The following is a 15,883-nucleotide window of genomic DNA, read 5'->3' as shown; positions in this document are numbered from 1 at the left end:
ATGTGAGATGGATTGTTTAAAAAAAGCGCTTGGGTTCCATACTGGGAGTATGGAGGAAGCAATATGGAACAATTTTATTACTATTGGTCAATGTGGTTTCTGTGGGTCCTGACAACATTTATTTTTGAAAAGACGAAAAGACGATTTGCCGTCTCTGTCTTTATTTTGACTAATATAATCCTAAGCATACATGACATTACTTTATATTTTTCCCTGAATGCTGCTTATATGATGTTTTTCGTCTGCGGGTGTGTCTATGCCGGGTATTTGGGAATGTATCGTTTTCGTTATCTCATGGTCTTTCTGACGCTTGTTGGCGGGTATGCGTTTGTCTATCTTTTTGCATTATATGATCCGGTTTGGTTCATCATAAAACCTGAGTGGGTTGCCGTTATATTATTAGTGCTTTTGACAGCTTCAGTTGAAAGGGATTTCGAGAAGCAGCTTACCTTATTTGTCCTAGGGATGTGCCAAGGCGAACTGGTGTATTCGTTTGTGATTCAGAAGTTGGCTGGGGGATTGGCTGTCGGCGGCTTTCAATGGCTGAATGCGTGTTCTGCTGGCATGATATTGCTGTTTGGCATATCCAAATACGAACAGCTCGCAAGCCAGATTGGTCAAAAAAGCAAAAGATCAAACAAAGGAGCTACCAAAATGTCATGAGTGATTACATCTATCCGATTATTGCTGGGGTCATTGCCGGAGTAGCAACACGGCTTTATATGCTGAAAACGGATTACCGCCAGTATCCGACCTATATTCATGGGAAAGTCATTCATATTGCACTAGGGCTGATCGCGGCTGGTTTAGGGGCAATTATTATGCCGGCGCTTTTGCAGGAGGAATTTACGGCCATCACATTTTTAACGTTAGCCGCGACGCAATTTAGAGATGTCCGAAACATGGAGCGGAACACGCTGACGCAAATGGATTCGTATGAACTTGTCTCAAGGGGAAGCACATATATTGAGGGAATTGCCATTGCGTTTGAAAGCAGAAATTATATTGTGATCTTTACAGCGCTTTTGACAACCTCTGCGTATGTGTTTTTATCCATTTGGGCTGCAATTATAGCGGCTATTGTTTGTTTTTTGCTGGCAATGAAATTTATGTCGGGCAGTGTATTGAAGGATATTGTAGACATCGAGTACATAAAGCCTCACTTTGACGGTCCGGGACTGTTTGTTGATAATATCTATATGATGAATATCGGGCTTCCGGAGAAACAGGAGCTGATTTTAAAGCATGGCATGGGCTTTATTTTAACGCCGAAAAACTTTAATTCAGCAGCGACGATTGCCAACTTAGGGCAGCGCCAGGCGATTTTATTTGATGTTTCCAATGTGCTCGGGGTTTATCGGGACTCAGGCGAGCCGTCTCTGACGCCCATTGCAAAACGGGATTTAAATGACGGGAGAGTGGCAGTCTTTGTTCTGCCGCAAATTAACCACCCCGAAACGGCTGTTCAGATCATCAGCAATGTTCCAACCTTGGAAAACGCGATCAGAATGCCGACGGAATTTATCAAAAAGCAGGATAAGGTGATAGGATGAGCGAATCTCTCACGAAAGTGATTTTGTCTGTGATCACGACTAACCGAAACCGGGCTGCGGGGGGAGCGCCTGTCTTTTTTTGCAATGACCAAAAGGAGATGGAGCTTTTCGCTAAAAATCTTGAGGCGATCCTTGATGGAATAGCGCATAGAATTGGGGATGACGTGTATTTGATCGTGAAACATTTCTAAGAATAGTTGTGATCCCAGTAAAAACTGATATAATAAATGAGTTAAGCCCTTCCTCTGAAGGGTTTCTTTTCATAAAAGTGAATGAAATGATTTTAATAACCGGTTGGAAATTTATGTAAAAATGAAAGCGGCTGGATCGAAAGGAAGGGTACTATGGGTAAACCTGTCGTAGCCATTGTCGGGAGACCAAATGTAGGAAAATCCACAATCTTTAACCGGATTGCGGGAGAAAGAATTTCAATAGTAGAAGATACCCCTGGTGTGACAAGGGATCGGATATACAGCTCGGCTGAATGGCTGAATTATGATTTTAATTTGATTGATACTGGCGGTATTGATATCGGTGATGAGCCGTTCTTAGCGCAAATTCGCCAGCAGGCTGAAATCGCCATGGATGAAGCGGACGTCATTATTTTTATGGTGAATGGCCGTGAAGGCGTAACAGCTGCTGATGAAGAAGTAGCAAAAATTTTGTACCGCACGAAAAAGCCTGTGGTTTTGGCAGTTAATAAACTGGATAACACAGAAATGAGAGCGAATATTTATGATTTTTATTCGCTTGGCTTTGGCGAGCCGTATCCAATTTCGGGAACACACGGACTCGGACTGGGTGATTTACTGGATGCCGTTGCAGAGCATTTTAAAAACATTCCTGAAACGAAATATGATGAAGAAGTTGTTCAATTTTGCCTGATCGGGCGCCCGAATGTCGGAAAGTCCTCACTTGTGAATGCGATGCTCGGCGAAGAGCGCGTTATTGTGAGCAACGTGGCGGGAACGACAAGAGATGCTGTTGATACGGCATTTACGTACAACCAGCAGGAGTTTGTCATTGTCGATACTGCCGGTATGCGAAAGAAAGGGAAAGTCTATGAAACGACTGAAAAGTACAGTGTGCTGCGCGCGCTGAAAGCAATCGACCGCTCCGAAGTCGTTGCGGTTGTGCTGGATGGCGAAGAAGGCATTATTGAACAGGACAAGCGCATCGCCGGTTATGCACACGAAGCGGGCAAGGCCGTCGTAATTGTCGTAAACAAATGGGATGCTGTTGACAAAGATGAAAGCACGATGAAAGAATTTGAAGAAAATATCCGTGATCATTTTCAATTTCTTGATTATGCGCCAATCCTATTCATGTCAGCCTTAACGACAAAACGGATCCATACGCTGATGCCTGCGATTATTAAAGCGAGCGAAAACCATTCACTTCGAGTTCAAACGAATGTCTTAAATGATGTCATTATGGATGCTGTGGCAATGAATCCGACGCCGACTCATAACGGTTCTCGTTTGAAGATTTATTATGCGACTCAAGTATCGGTGAAGCCGCCGAGTTTCGTTGTGTTTGTAAACGATCCGGAATTGATGCATTTTTCGTACGAACGCTTTTTAGAAAACCGAATCAGAGATGCGTTCGGTTTTGAAGGGACACCAATTAAAATATTTGCAAGAGCTAGAAAATAAAAAGGTGTGAAGCAAATATGAAAAGAGTCACTATGCTCGGAGCGGGAAGCTGGGGGACGGCACTGGCTTTAGTGTTAGCTGATAATCATCACAATGTAACCATGTGGGGGCACCGTGCAGATCTGATTCATCAAATCAATGATCTCCATGAAAATAAGGATTATTTGCCGAACGTCAAGCTTCCTGAATCAATAGAGGCAACAACGGATATCGAGAAAGCTGTTTCGGATGCAGATTTCATTATCGTTGCGGTTCCGACAAAAGCGATTCGGGAAGTGCTGAGACAGGCTGTGCCTTTTATAACGAAAAAGGCAGTCTTTGTTCATGTCAGCAAAGGCATAGAACCTGATTCGCTCCTGCGCATTTCTGAGATTATGGAAATTGAGCTCCCGAGCGATGCCAGAAAGGATATTGTTGTTCTTTCCGGACCAAGCCATGCGGAAGAAGTGGGGCTGCGGCATCCGACGACCGTTACTGCATCTTCAAAGAGCATGCGGGCAGCAGAAGAGGTGCAGGATTTATTTATTAATCACAATTTCCGGGTGTACACAAACCCTGACATTATCGGAGTTGAAATCGGGGGGGCTTTAAAAAATATTATTGCCCTCGCCGCAGGAATTACAGACGGTTTAGGGTATGGCGACAATGCCAAAGCGGCTTTGATTACACGCGGACTTGCCGAAATCGCGAGACTCGGAACGAAAATGGGCGGGAATCCCCTGACGTTTTCCGGATTGACAGGAGTAGGCGATCTGATTGTTACGTGCACAAGTGTACATTCCAGAAACTGGCGTGCCGGCAATTTGCTTGGAAAGGGCTACAAGCTTGAAGACGTACTCGAAGAGATGGGAATGGTAGTCGAAGGCGTCCGCACGACAAAAGCGGCATACCAGCTTTCGAAGAAATATGATGTGAAAATGCCGATTACAGAAGCACTCCATCAAGTTCTATTTAACGGACAAAAAGTGGAAACTGCTGTTGAATCTTTAATGGCGAGGGGCAAAACCCACGAGATGGAGGATCTGGTCAATACGTTTGAAAATCAAGTGAAGTAAAAGTGTCAATCGTATTGAAGACCGCATATCTTAATTGAACGAAAGCTCGAAAAACAGAAGAACACCCAAGTCTTGGGATCTCCTGAAACATTTTGCCGATTTAGGCAATAGAGGATGCATCTGTGTGTCAAGTCGCATACTATAGCATCGAAGTCCAAGAGAGTGTTTCTTAAACGTGCAGGTGAATATAGTCAATTTGACTGAAGTGAAGGTCCCCCTCTTTGCTTCAGTTTTTTTGTTCTATCAAAGGATGGAAAATCTGGTTGATCTTTTCCGGGGCTGTATATTAAAATTAAAATATAACGCTTACATCATACATATCGGGGAGGCGCAGGTCATTGAGTCTGGCATTGATGAAAATGTGGTTTGCACTGGGGTCCATGGGTCTGATGTTTCTGGCTGTAGCTTCCATCTATTTAAGCCGGTTTAAGTTTCAAAATCGGTTACTGAAGATTGCGGTATCGTCTTTTGCTTACATGTGTATGCTCATATCTGGAATTATTGTGTTTTTCGTGGTATTCAGCGGCCCCGTCAATGAATAAAGCTGTAAAAGGAAGTGCTGTATGGGTAAACTGAAGTGCGCTATAATTTTTGCGGCAGTCGTGTTTTTATCGGGGTGTTTATATCCGAATGAGCGGAAAAGCAGTGTACATGCCATTCCTTATCAGGACCAGCTAAAGCAGGTTCAGTCTGCTGTTGATGAATTTCAAAAGGCTAATGGAGGGCTGCTTCCCATTCAAACAAAAGATATGTCGACACCGCTATATCAAAAGTATCCGATAGACTTTAACCGTTTAGCCCCGAGATATATAGCCGAACCTCCAAGCACGGCATATGAAAGCGGAGGAGACTATCAATATGTGCTTGTTGACGTAGAGAACGATCCGACTGTTAAATTGATTGATCTAAAGATGGCTGAAAAAATCCGCGATGTGAAATTGCGCGTCCAAATGTATCGCCAGGAGCATCAATATCCGCCTTACAAGGACGTGCTATCACGTGATTTATTTACACTCGATGGGAAGAAGCTTGGGGATGGAAGCTCTCTTACAGTGACAAGCCCAATCTCAGGAGATTCCTTGCCGCTTATGATTGACGGAGACGGAGAAATATATGCCGATTACCGGACTGAGCTGGCTTCTTGCCTCAAAAAAAGCAAAAAAACGTTTCAACCCGGTTCTGAAATCCAGGATATGATTTGGCAAGAAACCCCCTTTGTCCCCGCGTTTTCTGTGAAATATACGGTAAATGACAAACAGGAACCTGTTTTTTTAGAAAATGATATGAAAAAGGAATGAACCTTTCTCCCTTGCATACAAATAGGGAGAAAGGTTTTTTTATACTTTAATAGATTGTGGATGGGAAATTTTCTAAAGATGTCATATTGAAATAGGACAACGTCATACACATATAGTGTCCTGTGTTTGATTGAAAGAGCTTAATAAAATTGAGAAGGATAGGAAGTCCGGGAGGGGATCACTTGGAAAAGGTCGATATTTTCAAGGATATCGCTGAACGAACAGGAGGCGATATATACTTAGGAGTCGTAGGTGCTGTCCGTACAGGAAAATCCACGTTTATTAAGAAATTTATGGAGCTTGTGGTGCTCCCGAATATCAGTAACGAAGCAGACCGGGCACGTGCGCAGGATGAACTGCCGCAAAGCGCAGCCGGCAAAACGATTATGACTACAGAGCCTAAATTTGTTCCGAATCAGGCGATGTCTGTTCATGTGTCAGACGGACTCGATGTCAATATAAGATTAGTAGATTGTGTAGGTTACACAGTTCCCGGTGCAAAAGGATATGAAGATGAAAACGGGCCGCGGATGATTAATACGCCTTGGTACGAAGAACCGATCCCATTTCATGAGGCTGCTGAAATCGGCACACGAAAAGTCATTCAGGAACACTCGACCATCGGAGTTGTCATTACGACAGACGGCACCATTGGGGATATCGCCAGAAGTGACTATATAGAGGCTGAAGAAAGAGTTATTGAAGAGCTGAAAGAGGTTGGCAAACCCTTTATTATGGTCATCAACTCAGTGAGGCCGTATCACCCGGAAACAGAAGCCATGCGCCAGGATTTAAGCGAAAAATATGATATCCCGGTATTGGCAATGAGCGTAGAAAGCATGCGGGAAACAGATGTGCTGAATGTGCTCAGAGAGGCCCTCTACGAGTTTCCGGTGCTTGAAGTGAATGTCAATCTCCCAAGCTGGGTAATGGTGCTGAAAGAAAACCATTGGCTGCGTGAAAGCTATCAGGAATCCGTGAAGGAAACCGTTAAGGATATTAAGCGTCTCAGGGATGTAGACAGGGTTGTCGGCCAATTCAGCGAGTTTGAGTTCATTGAAAGTGCCGGGTTAGCCGGAATCGAGCTGGGCCAAGGGGTGGCTGAAATTGATTTGTACGCGCCGGACCAATTATATGATCAAATCCTGAAAGAAGTGGTGGGCGTTGAAATCAGAGGAAGAGACCATCTGCTTGAGCTCATGCAGGACTTCGCCCATGCGAAAACAGAATATGATCAAGTGTCCGATGCCTTAAAAATGGTCAAACAGACGGGATACGGCATTGCAGCGCCTGCTTTAACAGATATGAGTCTCGATGAGCCGGAAATTATACGGCAGGGCTCACGATTCGGTGTGAGGCTGAAAGCTGTCGCTCCGTCGATCCATATGATCAAAGTAGACGTCGAAAGCGAGTTCGCGCCGATTATCGGAACGGAAAAACAAAGCGAAGAGCTTGTACGCTATTTAATGCAGGATTTTGAGGATGATCCGCTCTCCATCTGGAACTCCGATATCTTCGGAAGATCGCTGAGCTCAATTGTAAGAGAGGGGATTCAGGCAAAGCTGTCATTAATGCCTGAAAACGCACGGTACAAATTAAAAGAAACGTTAGAAAGAATTATAAACGAAGGCTCAGGCGGCTTAATCGCCATCATCCTGTAATACCGCAAGACCTCTTTATAGAATGGGAGGTCTTTTTTCTTTGCTCTTAATAATGGAAAAGGATCAAAGAATAGGATGAAAAAAGTAAAAAAAGGAATATTTGTTCGATAAATCACGTTAAATCCTTGACGAGCAAGGGATTGACGCTTTAAAATGCTTGATATGGCTTTTTATATGTGTTACTCTACATACAGAAATTCTTCACTTTGTTGGACAAACATTCCTCAGAGTGCAGTTTTTCGTAAAAAGCCGTTTAATTGTCTTTCTTGCCTGCTCTGATTTTTTTCTGAGACAGGTTTAGAATCAGACTGAACTGTGAAGAAATGATAATAAACGAACTGAATGTATTCCTTTTGGGAGGAGGTGAAAGGCATGAACAAAACAGAACTTATCAATGCGGTTGCAGAAGCAAGCGAATTGTCTAAAAAAGACGCTACAAAAGCAGTTGACTCTGTTTTTGATACGATCTTAGATGCACTTAAAAACGGTGATAAAATTCAACTGATCGGTTTTGGTAACTTCGAGGTGCGTGAACGTTCTGCACGTAAAGGACGCAATCCTCAAACAGGTGAAGAAATCGAAATTCCAGCAAGCAAAGTACCTGCTTTCAAACCAGGTAAAGCGCTTAAAGACGCAGTTGCCGGAAAATAATTGTGAATATAGATCGTGTATGCATCTAGCTTACATACACTTTATTTCTTCACAGAAAAGCCCCTTTCTAAGGGGCTTTTCATATTTCAAGAGCATGGGCTTCCTGGCAGGGCATTCACTTTGCTTTTAGCGGGGCATGTGTGCTAGAATCGAAATTAAATGTATTCATTGGTGGAGGACATAGAACATGAAAGAAGTTAATAAAGAGCAAATCGAACAAGCTGTTCGTCAAATTTTAGAAGCGATCGGAGAAGACCCGAATAGAGAAGGGCTTCTTGATACTCCGAAAAGAGTCGCAAAGATGTACGCCGAAGTATTCTCCGGCTTGAATGAAGATCCGAAAGAACATTTCCAGACTATCTTCGGTGAAAACCATGAGGAGCTTGTTCTTGTAAAAGATATCGCGTTTCATTCTATGTGTGAGCATCACCTTGTTCCCTTTTATGGAAAAGCACACGTTGCATATATACCGCGAGGCGGAAAGGTCACAGGCCTCAGCAAACTGGCACGTGCCGTTGAAGCTGTTGCAAAGCGCCCGCAGCTTCAGGAACGCATCACTTCTACTATTGCGGAAAGCATCGTAGAAACGCTTGACCCGCACGGCGTAATGGTAGTGGTTGAAGCAGAACACATGTGCATGACGATGCGCGGAGTAAGAAAACCGGGTGCAAAAACTGTTACTTCAGCAGTCAGAGGCGTTTTTAAAGATGATGCTGCTGCCCGTGCTGAAGTATTGGAACATATTAAACGCCAGGACTAATAAAGATAGAGGGTGCTATAAATGAACGAAAAGCATTCAAGTGATTTTGTCGTCATTAAAGCGGTTGAGGACGGAGTGAATGTGATCGGCCTGACAAGAGGAACAGACACAAAGTTTCACCATTCCGAAAAACTCGACAAGGGAGAAGTAATCATCGCTCAGTTTACAGAGCATACTTCTGCCATTAAGGTCAGAGGAGAGGCACTCATTCAAACCGCATACGGAGAAATGAAAAGCGAAAAAAAATAAGCTGGCTGTTCCCGCTGTTCAACGCAAATGCTCGCAAACAGCGGGTGAATACAGCCAATTTCTTTTTTTTATGCTATAATGATACCTGCGTAAGCGAATGAAAAGATAAAACTCATACATAGATTAAGAAATAAATGTGAATTTGGGGACAAGGGTGATATTTTTGCAAGACATCTACGGAACTTTAGCCAATCTGAACACGAAATTAAAACAAAAGCTGTCTCATCCTTATTTAGCGAAGCATATTTCTGCGCCAAAGATTGATGAGGATAAGCTTCTTCTTTTTCATGCTTTATTTGAGGAAGCCGACATAAAAAACAACGACAGAGAAAATTATATTGTAACAGCGATGCTTGTACAAAGCGCCCTTGATACCCATGATGAAGTGACGACAGCCAGAGTCATAAAACGAGACGAAAACAAAAACCGCCAATTGACTGTTCTCGCAGGCGATTATTTCAGCGGGCTGTACTACTCTTTGCTATCTGAAATGAAGGATATCTACATGATTCGGACGCTTGCTACAGCTATCAAAGAAATCAATGAACATAAAATTCGTCTCTATGACCGTTCTTTCAAGGATGAACACGATTTTTTCGAAAGTGTCGGCATCGTTGAATCAGCTTTATTCCATCGGGTGGCGGAACACTTCAACCTCCCGCGCTGGAAAAAGCTGTCGAGTGATTTTTTTGTATTTAAGCGGCTTATAAACGGAAATGATACATTTCTGGATGTGATCGGCAGTTTTATACAGCTGGGAAAAACAAAAGAAGAGATATTAGAAGATTGTTTTAAAAAAGCGAAAAACAGCATTGAGTCACTTTTGCCTCTAAATTCACCTATTCAGCATGCTTTATTAAACCGCCTGAAGACAATCAGCCAAGATCAAACCTATCATCAGAAAGTGGAAGAAGGGTAAACCATTATGCAGGAATCAAAAGAACAGCGCGTTCATGGAGTATTTGAAAAAATATCTAAAAACTATGACCAAATGAACTCTGTCATCAGTTTTCAGCAGCATAAAAAATGGCGCGAAAAAACGATGCGCATCATGGATGTGAAAGAAGGTGCCAAAGCGCTTGATGTTTGCTGCGGAACGGCTGACTGGACGATCGCTCTTGCAAAAGCAGCCGGCAAAAACGGCGAGATCAAGGGCTTGGATTTCAGTAAAAATATGCTGAGTGTCGGCCAGCAGAAAGTAAAAGACGGCGGATTCAGCCAAATTGAACTGCTGCACGGAAATGCGATGGAGCTTCCTTTTGATGATGATACGTTTGATTATGTCACGATTGGCTTCGGACTCCGCAATGTCCCTGATTACTTGACTGTGCTGAAAGAGATGAGACGTGTGGTGAAGCCGGGCGGCCAGGTCGTATGTCTGGAAACGTCCCAGCCGGAAATGTTCGGATTCAGACAGGCTTACTTTATGTACTTTAAGTATATTATGCCGTTTTTCGGGAAACTGTTTGCAAAGAGCTATAAAGAATATTCTTGGCTTCAAGAATCAGCCAGAGAATTCCCTGGAATGAAGGAACTGGCAGGCCTGTTTGAAGAGGCGGGCTTGAAAAATGTCAAATATCATTCGTTTACTGGCGGAGTCGCTGCCACGCATATCGGATGGAAATGAAAACACAGATGTTTGGGTGAATGATATGAAATTTAAAATGGCCTACTCTTTTTTAAATGACGATATTGATGTAATCGAAAGAGAACTTGAACAAACCGTACGTTCCGATTACCCGCTTTTAAGCGAGGCGGGTCTTCATCTGCTGCAGGCAGGAGGGAAGCGCATTCGGCCTGTTTTCGTGCTGCTTTCCGGCATGTTTGGCGATTACGATATTAATAAGATTAAATATGTCGCCGTCACTCTGGAAATGATTCACATGGCATCTTTGGTTCATGATGATGTTATTGACGATGCCGAGCTTCGCAGAGGGAAGCCGACAATCAAAGCAAAGTGGGACAATCGCATTGCGATGTACACAGGCGATTATATGCTTGCGGGATCACTTGAAATGATGACGAGAATTAACGAACCGAAAGCCCATAGGATTTTGTCACAGACTATTGTTGAAGTTTGTCTTGGGGAAATCGAGCAGATCAAAGACAAATACAACATGGAACAAAATCTCAGAACGTATCTCCGCCGCATCAAAAGAAAAACGGCGCTCCTGATCGCAGTCAGCTGCCAGCTCGGTGCCATTGCGTCCGGAGCTGATGAAAAGATTCATAAGGCGCTGTATTGGTTTGGGTATTACGTCGGCATGTCTTATCAAATTATTGATGATATTCTTGATTTTACTTCAACTGAAGAAGAGCTGGGCAAACCTGTTGGAGGAGATTTGCTTCAAGGGAATGTCACATTGCCAGTGCTGTATGCCCTGAAAAATCCAGCATTAAGAAACCAGCTTAAATTGATTAACAGCGAGACTACGCAGGAACAGCTTGAACCAATCATTGAAGAAATCAAAAAAACAGATGCAATTGAAGCATCTATGGCAGTAAGCGAAATGTATCTGCAGAAAGCTTTCCAGAAATTAAACACGCTTCCGAGAGGACGTGCACGTTCGTCTCTTGCGGCCATCGCAAAATATATCGGTAAAAGAAAATTTTAATTTTTGTAGATATTAAGAAATTTCTCCGCCCCGGATTGATTAATTATCAGAAAGATGTTACGATTTCGGTGTGCAGTGTGAAAGCCTATACATACATAATGATGGGGTGGAGAATGTGATGGAAAAGACTTTTATCATGGTGAAACCAGACGGTGTCCAACGTCAGCTCATTGGTGATATTTTATCCAGATTCGAGCGTAAGGGCTTACAATTAGCTGGCGCCAAGTTAATGAGAGTGACAGAACAAATGGCTGAGAAACACTACGCCGAACATCAAGGGAAGCCTTTCTTCGGAGAGCTCGTTGAGTTTATTACTTCAGGACCTGTATTCGCAATGGTTTGGGAAGGCGAAAATGTCATTGAAGTGACGAGACAGCTGATCGGAAAGACAAATCCAAAAGAAGCTTTGCCTGGTACGATTCGGGGAGATTATGGCATGTTTGTCGGGAAAAACATCATCCACGGCTCTGATTCTCTCGAAAGTGCTGAACGCGAGATTAACATTTTCTTTAAGAATGAAGAATTAGTATCATATCAACAGCTCATGGCAGGCTGGATCTATTAATCATTATGAAAATAAGTAACAGAGCCGGCACCATGTAATGCCGCCGGTTTTCATTCTGTTTTGTAAAGGTTTACATTAAAGTGAATAAAGGGTGAAACGGCAGTGTGCATCAGACTCCTGCCTTTCCCAACCGATCTAAAATCAGCTGAAAAGCTGATTTTTTTATTGAAACAATACAATTTCCTGATAAAACAAGCTATACTAGGACAAAAAGACAGCGAGACTGGGAGAGTAGAGATGGATACATACAGCGTATTTACAACAAAATGGAAGCAATTAACCGGAGTCGATTTGACATTATATAAAGAAGCACAAATGAAAAGAAGGCTGACGTCGCTTTATGAGAAAAAGGGGTATCAGAGCTTTAAGGAGTTTGCGGCGGCATTGGAAAAGGATCAAGCTCTCTTAAATGAAACATTGGACAGAATGACGATCAATGTTTCAGAATTTTATCGTAATTATAAAAGATGGGAAGTTCTTGAGACTGCTATTCTGCCGTTAATCAAGCACTCTAAGCCTTTAAAGATATGGAGTGCCGCCTGCTCAACGGGTGAGGAGCCTTATACGCTTGCCATGCTTTTGGATCAGCAAAAAAGTCTTCCCGGCTTTCAGATTCTGGCGACTGATATTGATGAAAAAGCATTGGAGAAAGCGAAAAAAGGCATCTATCAGGAGCGGTCTTTACAGGAAGTTCCATCATCTGTGAAGGATCGTTATTTTACTCAAAACGCAAATAGAAGCTATGAAGTAAAAGCAGAAATCAAAAAAAATATTACATTCAAAAAGCATAATCTGCTGGCGGATCGTTATGAACAAGACTTTGACTTAATCGTGTGCCGCAATGTATTTATTTATTTTACAGAAAGCGCGAAGGAAGAACTTTATTTGAAAATGGCACATAGCCTGAAAAAGAATGGAGTTCTCTTTGTCGGCAGCACTGAGCAAATCTTTAATCCTGAGAAATTTGGCCTGGCTCCAGCCGATACATTCTTTTATCAAAAAAGATAGACTGACTTTTTGCTGAAAAATATGTTATAGTAGTTTTACTTAAAAGCGTTAATGCGATGAAGGGAGAAGAAGTCATGAGATATTTAACAGCCGGAGAATCACACGGCCCCCAACTGACAACCATTATTGAAGGTGTGCCTGCCGGGCTTTACATAACGGAGGAAGATATCAATTTTGAGCTTGCCAGACGCCAAAAAGGCCACGGCCGCGGCCGCCGCATGCAAATCGAAAAAGATCAGGCCAAAATTATGAGCGGGGTGCGCCATGCCCGCACACTCGGTTCGCCAATTGCTCTCGTTGTAGAAAACAACGATTGGAAACATTGGACAAAAATCATGGGCGCAGCTCCGATTACAGAAGATGAAGAAAAGGAAATGAAACGCCAAATTTCCAGACCGAGACCTGGTCACGCTGATTTAAACGGTGCGATTAAATATAATCATCGTGATATGAGAAATGTGCTTGAGCGCTCTTCAGCAAGGGAAACAACTGTCAGAGTGGCAGCAGGGGCTGTCGCTAAAAAAATTCTTTCTGAGCTTGGCATTAAGGTAGCAGGCCACGTATTGCAAATTGGCGCAGTTAAAGCTGAAAAAACAGAATATACGTCAATTGAAGACCTGCAGCGTGTAACGGAGGAGTCTCCGGTCAGATGCTACGATGAAGAAGCAGGCAAAAAAATGATGGCTGCCATTGATGAAGCGAAGACAAACGGAGATTCCATCGGCGGAATTGTAGAAGTCATTGTCGAGGGAATGCCGGTAGGCGTGGGCAGCTACGTCCATTATGACCGCAAGCTGGACAGTAAGCTTGCTGCTGCAGTGCTGTCAATTAACGCATTTAAAGGTGTGGAATTCGGCATCGGCTTTGAAGCGGCCGGCAGAAATGGAAGCGAAGTCCATGACGAGATCATTTGGGATGAGGAAAAGGGCTATACTCGCGCTACAAATAGACTTGGAGGACTGGAAGGCGGCATGACGACAGGAATGCCGATTGTCGTCCGCGGAGTTATGAAGCCGATTCCGACTTTATATAAACCGTTGAAGAGTGTGGATATTGAAACGAAAGAACCGTTTTCTGCCAGTATTGAACGTTCAGACAGCTGTGCAGTGCCTGCGGCAAGTGTAGTAGCTGAAGCAGCTGTTGCATGGGAAATTGCGAACGCAGTCGTTGAACAATTCGGTTTAGATCAAATCGACCGCATTAGAGAAAATGTGGAGAATATGAGAAAACTGTCGAGGGAATTTTAATGAAAACACTGCATGTTCAAACCGCTTCCTCGTCGTATCCTGTTTTTATCGGGCAAGGCATCAGACAAGAGGCTTGCGAACTATTAACCTCTCTAAACAGGCCTTTAACACGGATTATGCTTGTCACGGATGAAGAGGTGGATCGCCTGTATGGTGATGAAATGCTTCATTTGCTGCAAGAAAAATGGCCTGTGAAAAAAGTGACGGTGCCGAGCGGAGAGCAGGCGAAATCCATGGACATGTACACAAAACTGCAGAGTGAAGCGATTCGTTTTCATATGGATCGCTCCTCATGCATCATCGCATTCGGTGGCGGTGTTGTAGGAGATCTTGCCGGTTTTGTGGCTGCCACTTTTATGCGCGGCATTGATTTCATTCAAATGCCTACGACGCTTTTGGCGCATGACAGCGCAGTCGGAGGAAAAGTAGCCGTGAATCATCCGCTCGGAAAAAATCTAATCGGTGCGTTTTATCAGCCGAAAGCCGTGCTCTACGATACAGACTTTCTGCGTTCTCTCCCAGAAAAAGAGCTTCGGTCCGGAATGGCAGAAGTGATTAAACACGCTTTTATCTATGACAGAGCGTTTCTGGAAGAGCTGCTGAATATCCGCTCACTGCACGATATCACAAGTGATCAGCTGAATGACATGATTTTTAAAGGCATTTCAATTAAAGCGTCTGTCGTTCAGCAGGATGAAAAAGAAGAGGGGATAAGAGCCTACTTAAACTTTGGACATACGCTCGGCCATGCCGTTGAGGCGGAATATGGATACGGACAGATCACTCACGGTGATGCCGTAGCCCTCGGAATGCAGTTTGCTTTATATGTAAGCGAAAAGACAGTGGGCTGTGAAATGGACAGAAAACGTTTGGTCAGCTGGCTAAAAAGCCTGGGCTATCCAAGTCAAATCAAAAAAGAGACGGAAACTTCGGTTCTTTTAGACCGTATGATGAATGATAAGAAGACCCGCGGCGGGAAGATTCAATTTATCGTGCTCAACGAATTAGGAAAAGTTGCTGATCACACATTTTCCAGAAATGAACTTGAGAGCTGGCTGAACAAATGGCGATTGGAGGAGACATCATGATGATTCGCGGAATTCGCGGAGCAACTACAGTTGAACGGGATACTGAAGAAGAAATTTTACAAAAAACAAAACAGCTGTTAGAAAAAATCATAGAAGAAAACAAAACAAAGCCCGAAGATGTTGTTCAAATGCTTCTTTCGGCGACACCTGATTTGCACTCCGTTTTCCCGGCAAAAGCTGTTCGTCAGCTTTCAGGATGGCAGTACGTGCCAGTAACCTGTATGCAGGAAATGGACGTAACCGGCGGTCTGAAAAAGTGCATAAGAGTCATGATGACCGTCCAGACAGATGTTCCTCAGGATCAGATCAGACATGTATATTTAGAAAAAGCTGTCGTATTAAGACCCGATTTATCATTGACAAAAAATACTGAATTGTAATACGATAGGAACAGCTTAGAAATACACAAGAGTGTGTATAAAGCATTGAATGAGTTGAGTTAGAGAATAGGGTAGCAGAGAATGAGTTTAGTTGAGCT

Annotated in this window: 19 protein-coding genes; all 19 read left to right on the top strand. The window is 43.3% G+C overall.

Going from position 1 to position 15,883, the window contains the following annotated elements; all coding sequences use genetic code 11:
- Positions 1–63: 63 nt before the first annotated feature.
- Complete coding sequence (locus tag M1M80_RS11700) at positions 64–663, top strand: YphA family membrane protein (protein WP_004398139.1); 600 nt, start codon at positions 64–66, stop codon at positions 661–663.
- A complete protein-coding gene (locus M1M80_RS11695) occupies positions 660–1,553 on the top strand; it encodes a YIEGIA family protein (RefSeq protein ID WP_060398911.1) in 894 nt (297 codons plus the stop codon). Before M1M80_RS11700 ends, M1M80_RS11695 begins: the two co-directional genes overlap by 4 nt.
- Positions 1,550–1,744 (top strand): capping complex subunit for YIEGIA, encoded by a 195-nt coding sequence (locus M1M80_RS11690; protein ID WP_004398137.1) that lies wholly within the window; start codon positions 1,550–1,552, stop codon positions 1,742–1,744. Before M1M80_RS11695 ends, M1M80_RS11690 begins: the two co-directional genes overlap by 4 nt.
- Positions 1,745–1,897: 153 nt before the next feature.
- Positions 1,898–3,208 carry a ribosome biogenesis GTPase Der gene (der, locus tag M1M80_RS11685; protein ID WP_003225506.1) on the top strand — a complete coding sequence of 437 codons (1,311 nt, stop codon included), beginning with the start codon at positions 1,898–1,900 and terminating at the stop codon, positions 3,206–3,208.
- A gap of 17 nt (positions 3,209–3,225) precedes the next feature.
- Entirely contained in the window at positions 3,226–4,263 is a 1,038-nt protein-coding gene (locus M1M80_RS11680; RefSeq protein ID WP_019258762.1) for an NAD(P)H-dependent glycerol-3-phosphate dehydrogenase, read from the top strand.
- A gap of 338 nt (positions 4,264–4,601) precedes the next feature.
- Positions 4,602–4,805 carry a DUF2768 domain-containing protein gene (locus M1M80_RS11675; RefSeq protein ID WP_060398910.1) on the top strand — a complete coding sequence of 68 codons (204 nt, stop codon included), beginning with the start codon at positions 4,602–4,604 and terminating at the stop codon, positions 4,803–4,805.
- 21 nt (positions 4,806–4,826) lie between these two features.
- Positions 4,827–5,561 (top strand): hypothetical protein, encoded by a 735-nt coding sequence (locus M1M80_RS11670; protein WP_060398909.1) that lies wholly within the window; start codon positions 4,827–4,829, stop codon positions 5,559–5,561.
- A gap of 182 nt (positions 5,562–5,743) precedes the next feature.
- On the top strand, positions 5,744–7,222 hold the full coding sequence (spoIVA, locus tag M1M80_RS11665; protein WP_004398133.1) for a stage IV sporulation protein A: 1,479 nt from the start codon (positions 5,744–5,746) through the stop codon (positions 7,220–7,222).
- 372 nt (positions 7,223–7,594) lie between these two features.
- The gene (hbs, locus tag M1M80_RS11660; RefSeq protein WP_003153447.1) at positions 7,595–7,873 is read left to right on the top strand and encodes a non-specific DNA-binding protein Hbs; all 279 of its coding nucleotides are present in this window, start codon (positions 7,595–7,597) and stop codon (positions 7,871–7,873) included.
- A 187-nt stretch (positions 7,874–8,060) separates the two neighbouring features.
- Positions 8,061–8,633 carry a GTP cyclohydrolase I FolE gene (gene folE, locus M1M80_RS11655; protein ID WP_003225516.1) on the top strand — a complete coding sequence of 191 codons (573 nt, stop codon included), beginning with the start codon at positions 8,061–8,063 and terminating at the stop codon, positions 8,631–8,633.
- A gap of 21 nt (positions 8,634–8,654) precedes the next feature.
- Positions 8,655–8,882 carry a trp RNA-binding attenuation protein MtrB gene (gene mtrB, locus M1M80_RS11650; protein WP_003225517.1) on the top strand — a complete coding sequence of 76 codons (228 nt, stop codon included), beginning with the start codon at positions 8,655–8,657 and terminating at the stop codon, positions 8,880–8,882.
- A 163-nt stretch (positions 8,883–9,045) separates the two neighbouring features.
- On the top strand, positions 9,046–9,801 hold the full coding sequence (hepS, locus tag M1M80_RS11645; RefSeq protein ID WP_004398111.1) for a heptaprenyl diphosphate synthase component 1: 756 nt from the start codon (positions 9,046–9,048) through the stop codon (positions 9,799–9,801).
- Between the two features lie 6 nt (positions 9,802–9,807).
- A complete protein-coding gene (menG, locus tag M1M80_RS11640; protein WP_060398908.1) occupies positions 9,808–10,509 on the top strand; it encodes a demethylmenaquinone methyltransferase in 702 nt (233 codons plus the stop codon).
- Positions 10,510–10,534: 25 nt separating this feature from the next.
- Positions 10,535–11,497 carry a heptaprenyl diphosphate synthase component II gene (gene hepT, locus M1M80_RS11635; protein WP_004398107.1) on the top strand — a complete coding sequence of 321 codons (963 nt, stop codon included), beginning with the start codon at positions 10,535–10,537 and terminating at the stop codon, positions 11,495–11,497.
- 115 nt (positions 11,498–11,612) lie between these two features.
- A complete protein-coding gene (ndk, locus tag M1M80_RS11630) occupies positions 11,613–12,062 on the top strand; it encodes a nucleoside-diphosphate kinase (RefSeq protein ID WP_010886554.1) in 450 nt (149 codons plus the stop codon).
- Between the two features lie 237 nt (positions 12,063–12,299).
- Positions 12,300–13,070 carry a protein-glutamate O-methyltransferase CheR gene (gene cheR / locus M1M80_RS11625; RefSeq protein ID WP_004398101.1) on the top strand — a complete coding sequence of 257 codons (771 nt, stop codon included), beginning with the start codon at positions 12,300–12,302 and terminating at the stop codon, positions 13,068–13,070.
- Between the two features lie 74 nt (positions 13,071–13,144).
- Positions 13,145–14,317: a chorismate synthase gene (gene aroC, locus M1M80_RS11620; protein WP_019258758.1), complete on the top strand. Its 1,173-nt coding sequence runs from the start codon at positions 13,145–13,147 to the stop codon at positions 14,315–14,317.
- Positions 14,317–15,405, top strand: a complete 1,089-nt coding sequence (gene aroB / locus M1M80_RS11615) for a 3-dehydroquinate synthase (protein WP_060398907.1) — start codon at positions 14,317–14,319, stop codon at positions 15,403–15,405. Before aroC ends, aroB begins: the two co-directional genes overlap by 1 nt.
- Positions 15,402–15,785, top strand: a complete 384-nt coding sequence (gene aroH / locus M1M80_RS11610; RefSeq protein ID WP_004398096.1) for a chorismate mutase — start codon at positions 15,402–15,404, stop codon at positions 15,783–15,785. Before aroB ends, aroH begins: the two co-directional genes overlap by 4 nt.
- Positions 15,786–15,883 lie beyond the last annotated feature (98 nt).

The sequence above is a fragment of the Bacillus inaquosorum genome, assembly GCF_023238325.1.
In the GTDB taxonomy this organism is placed as follows: domain Bacteria; phylum Bacillota; class Bacilli; order Bacillales; family Bacillaceae; genus Bacillus; species Bacillus inaquosorum.
Note: the sequence above shows the minus strand (reverse complement) of the source record. Positions and strands in the feature narration are given on the sequence as shown.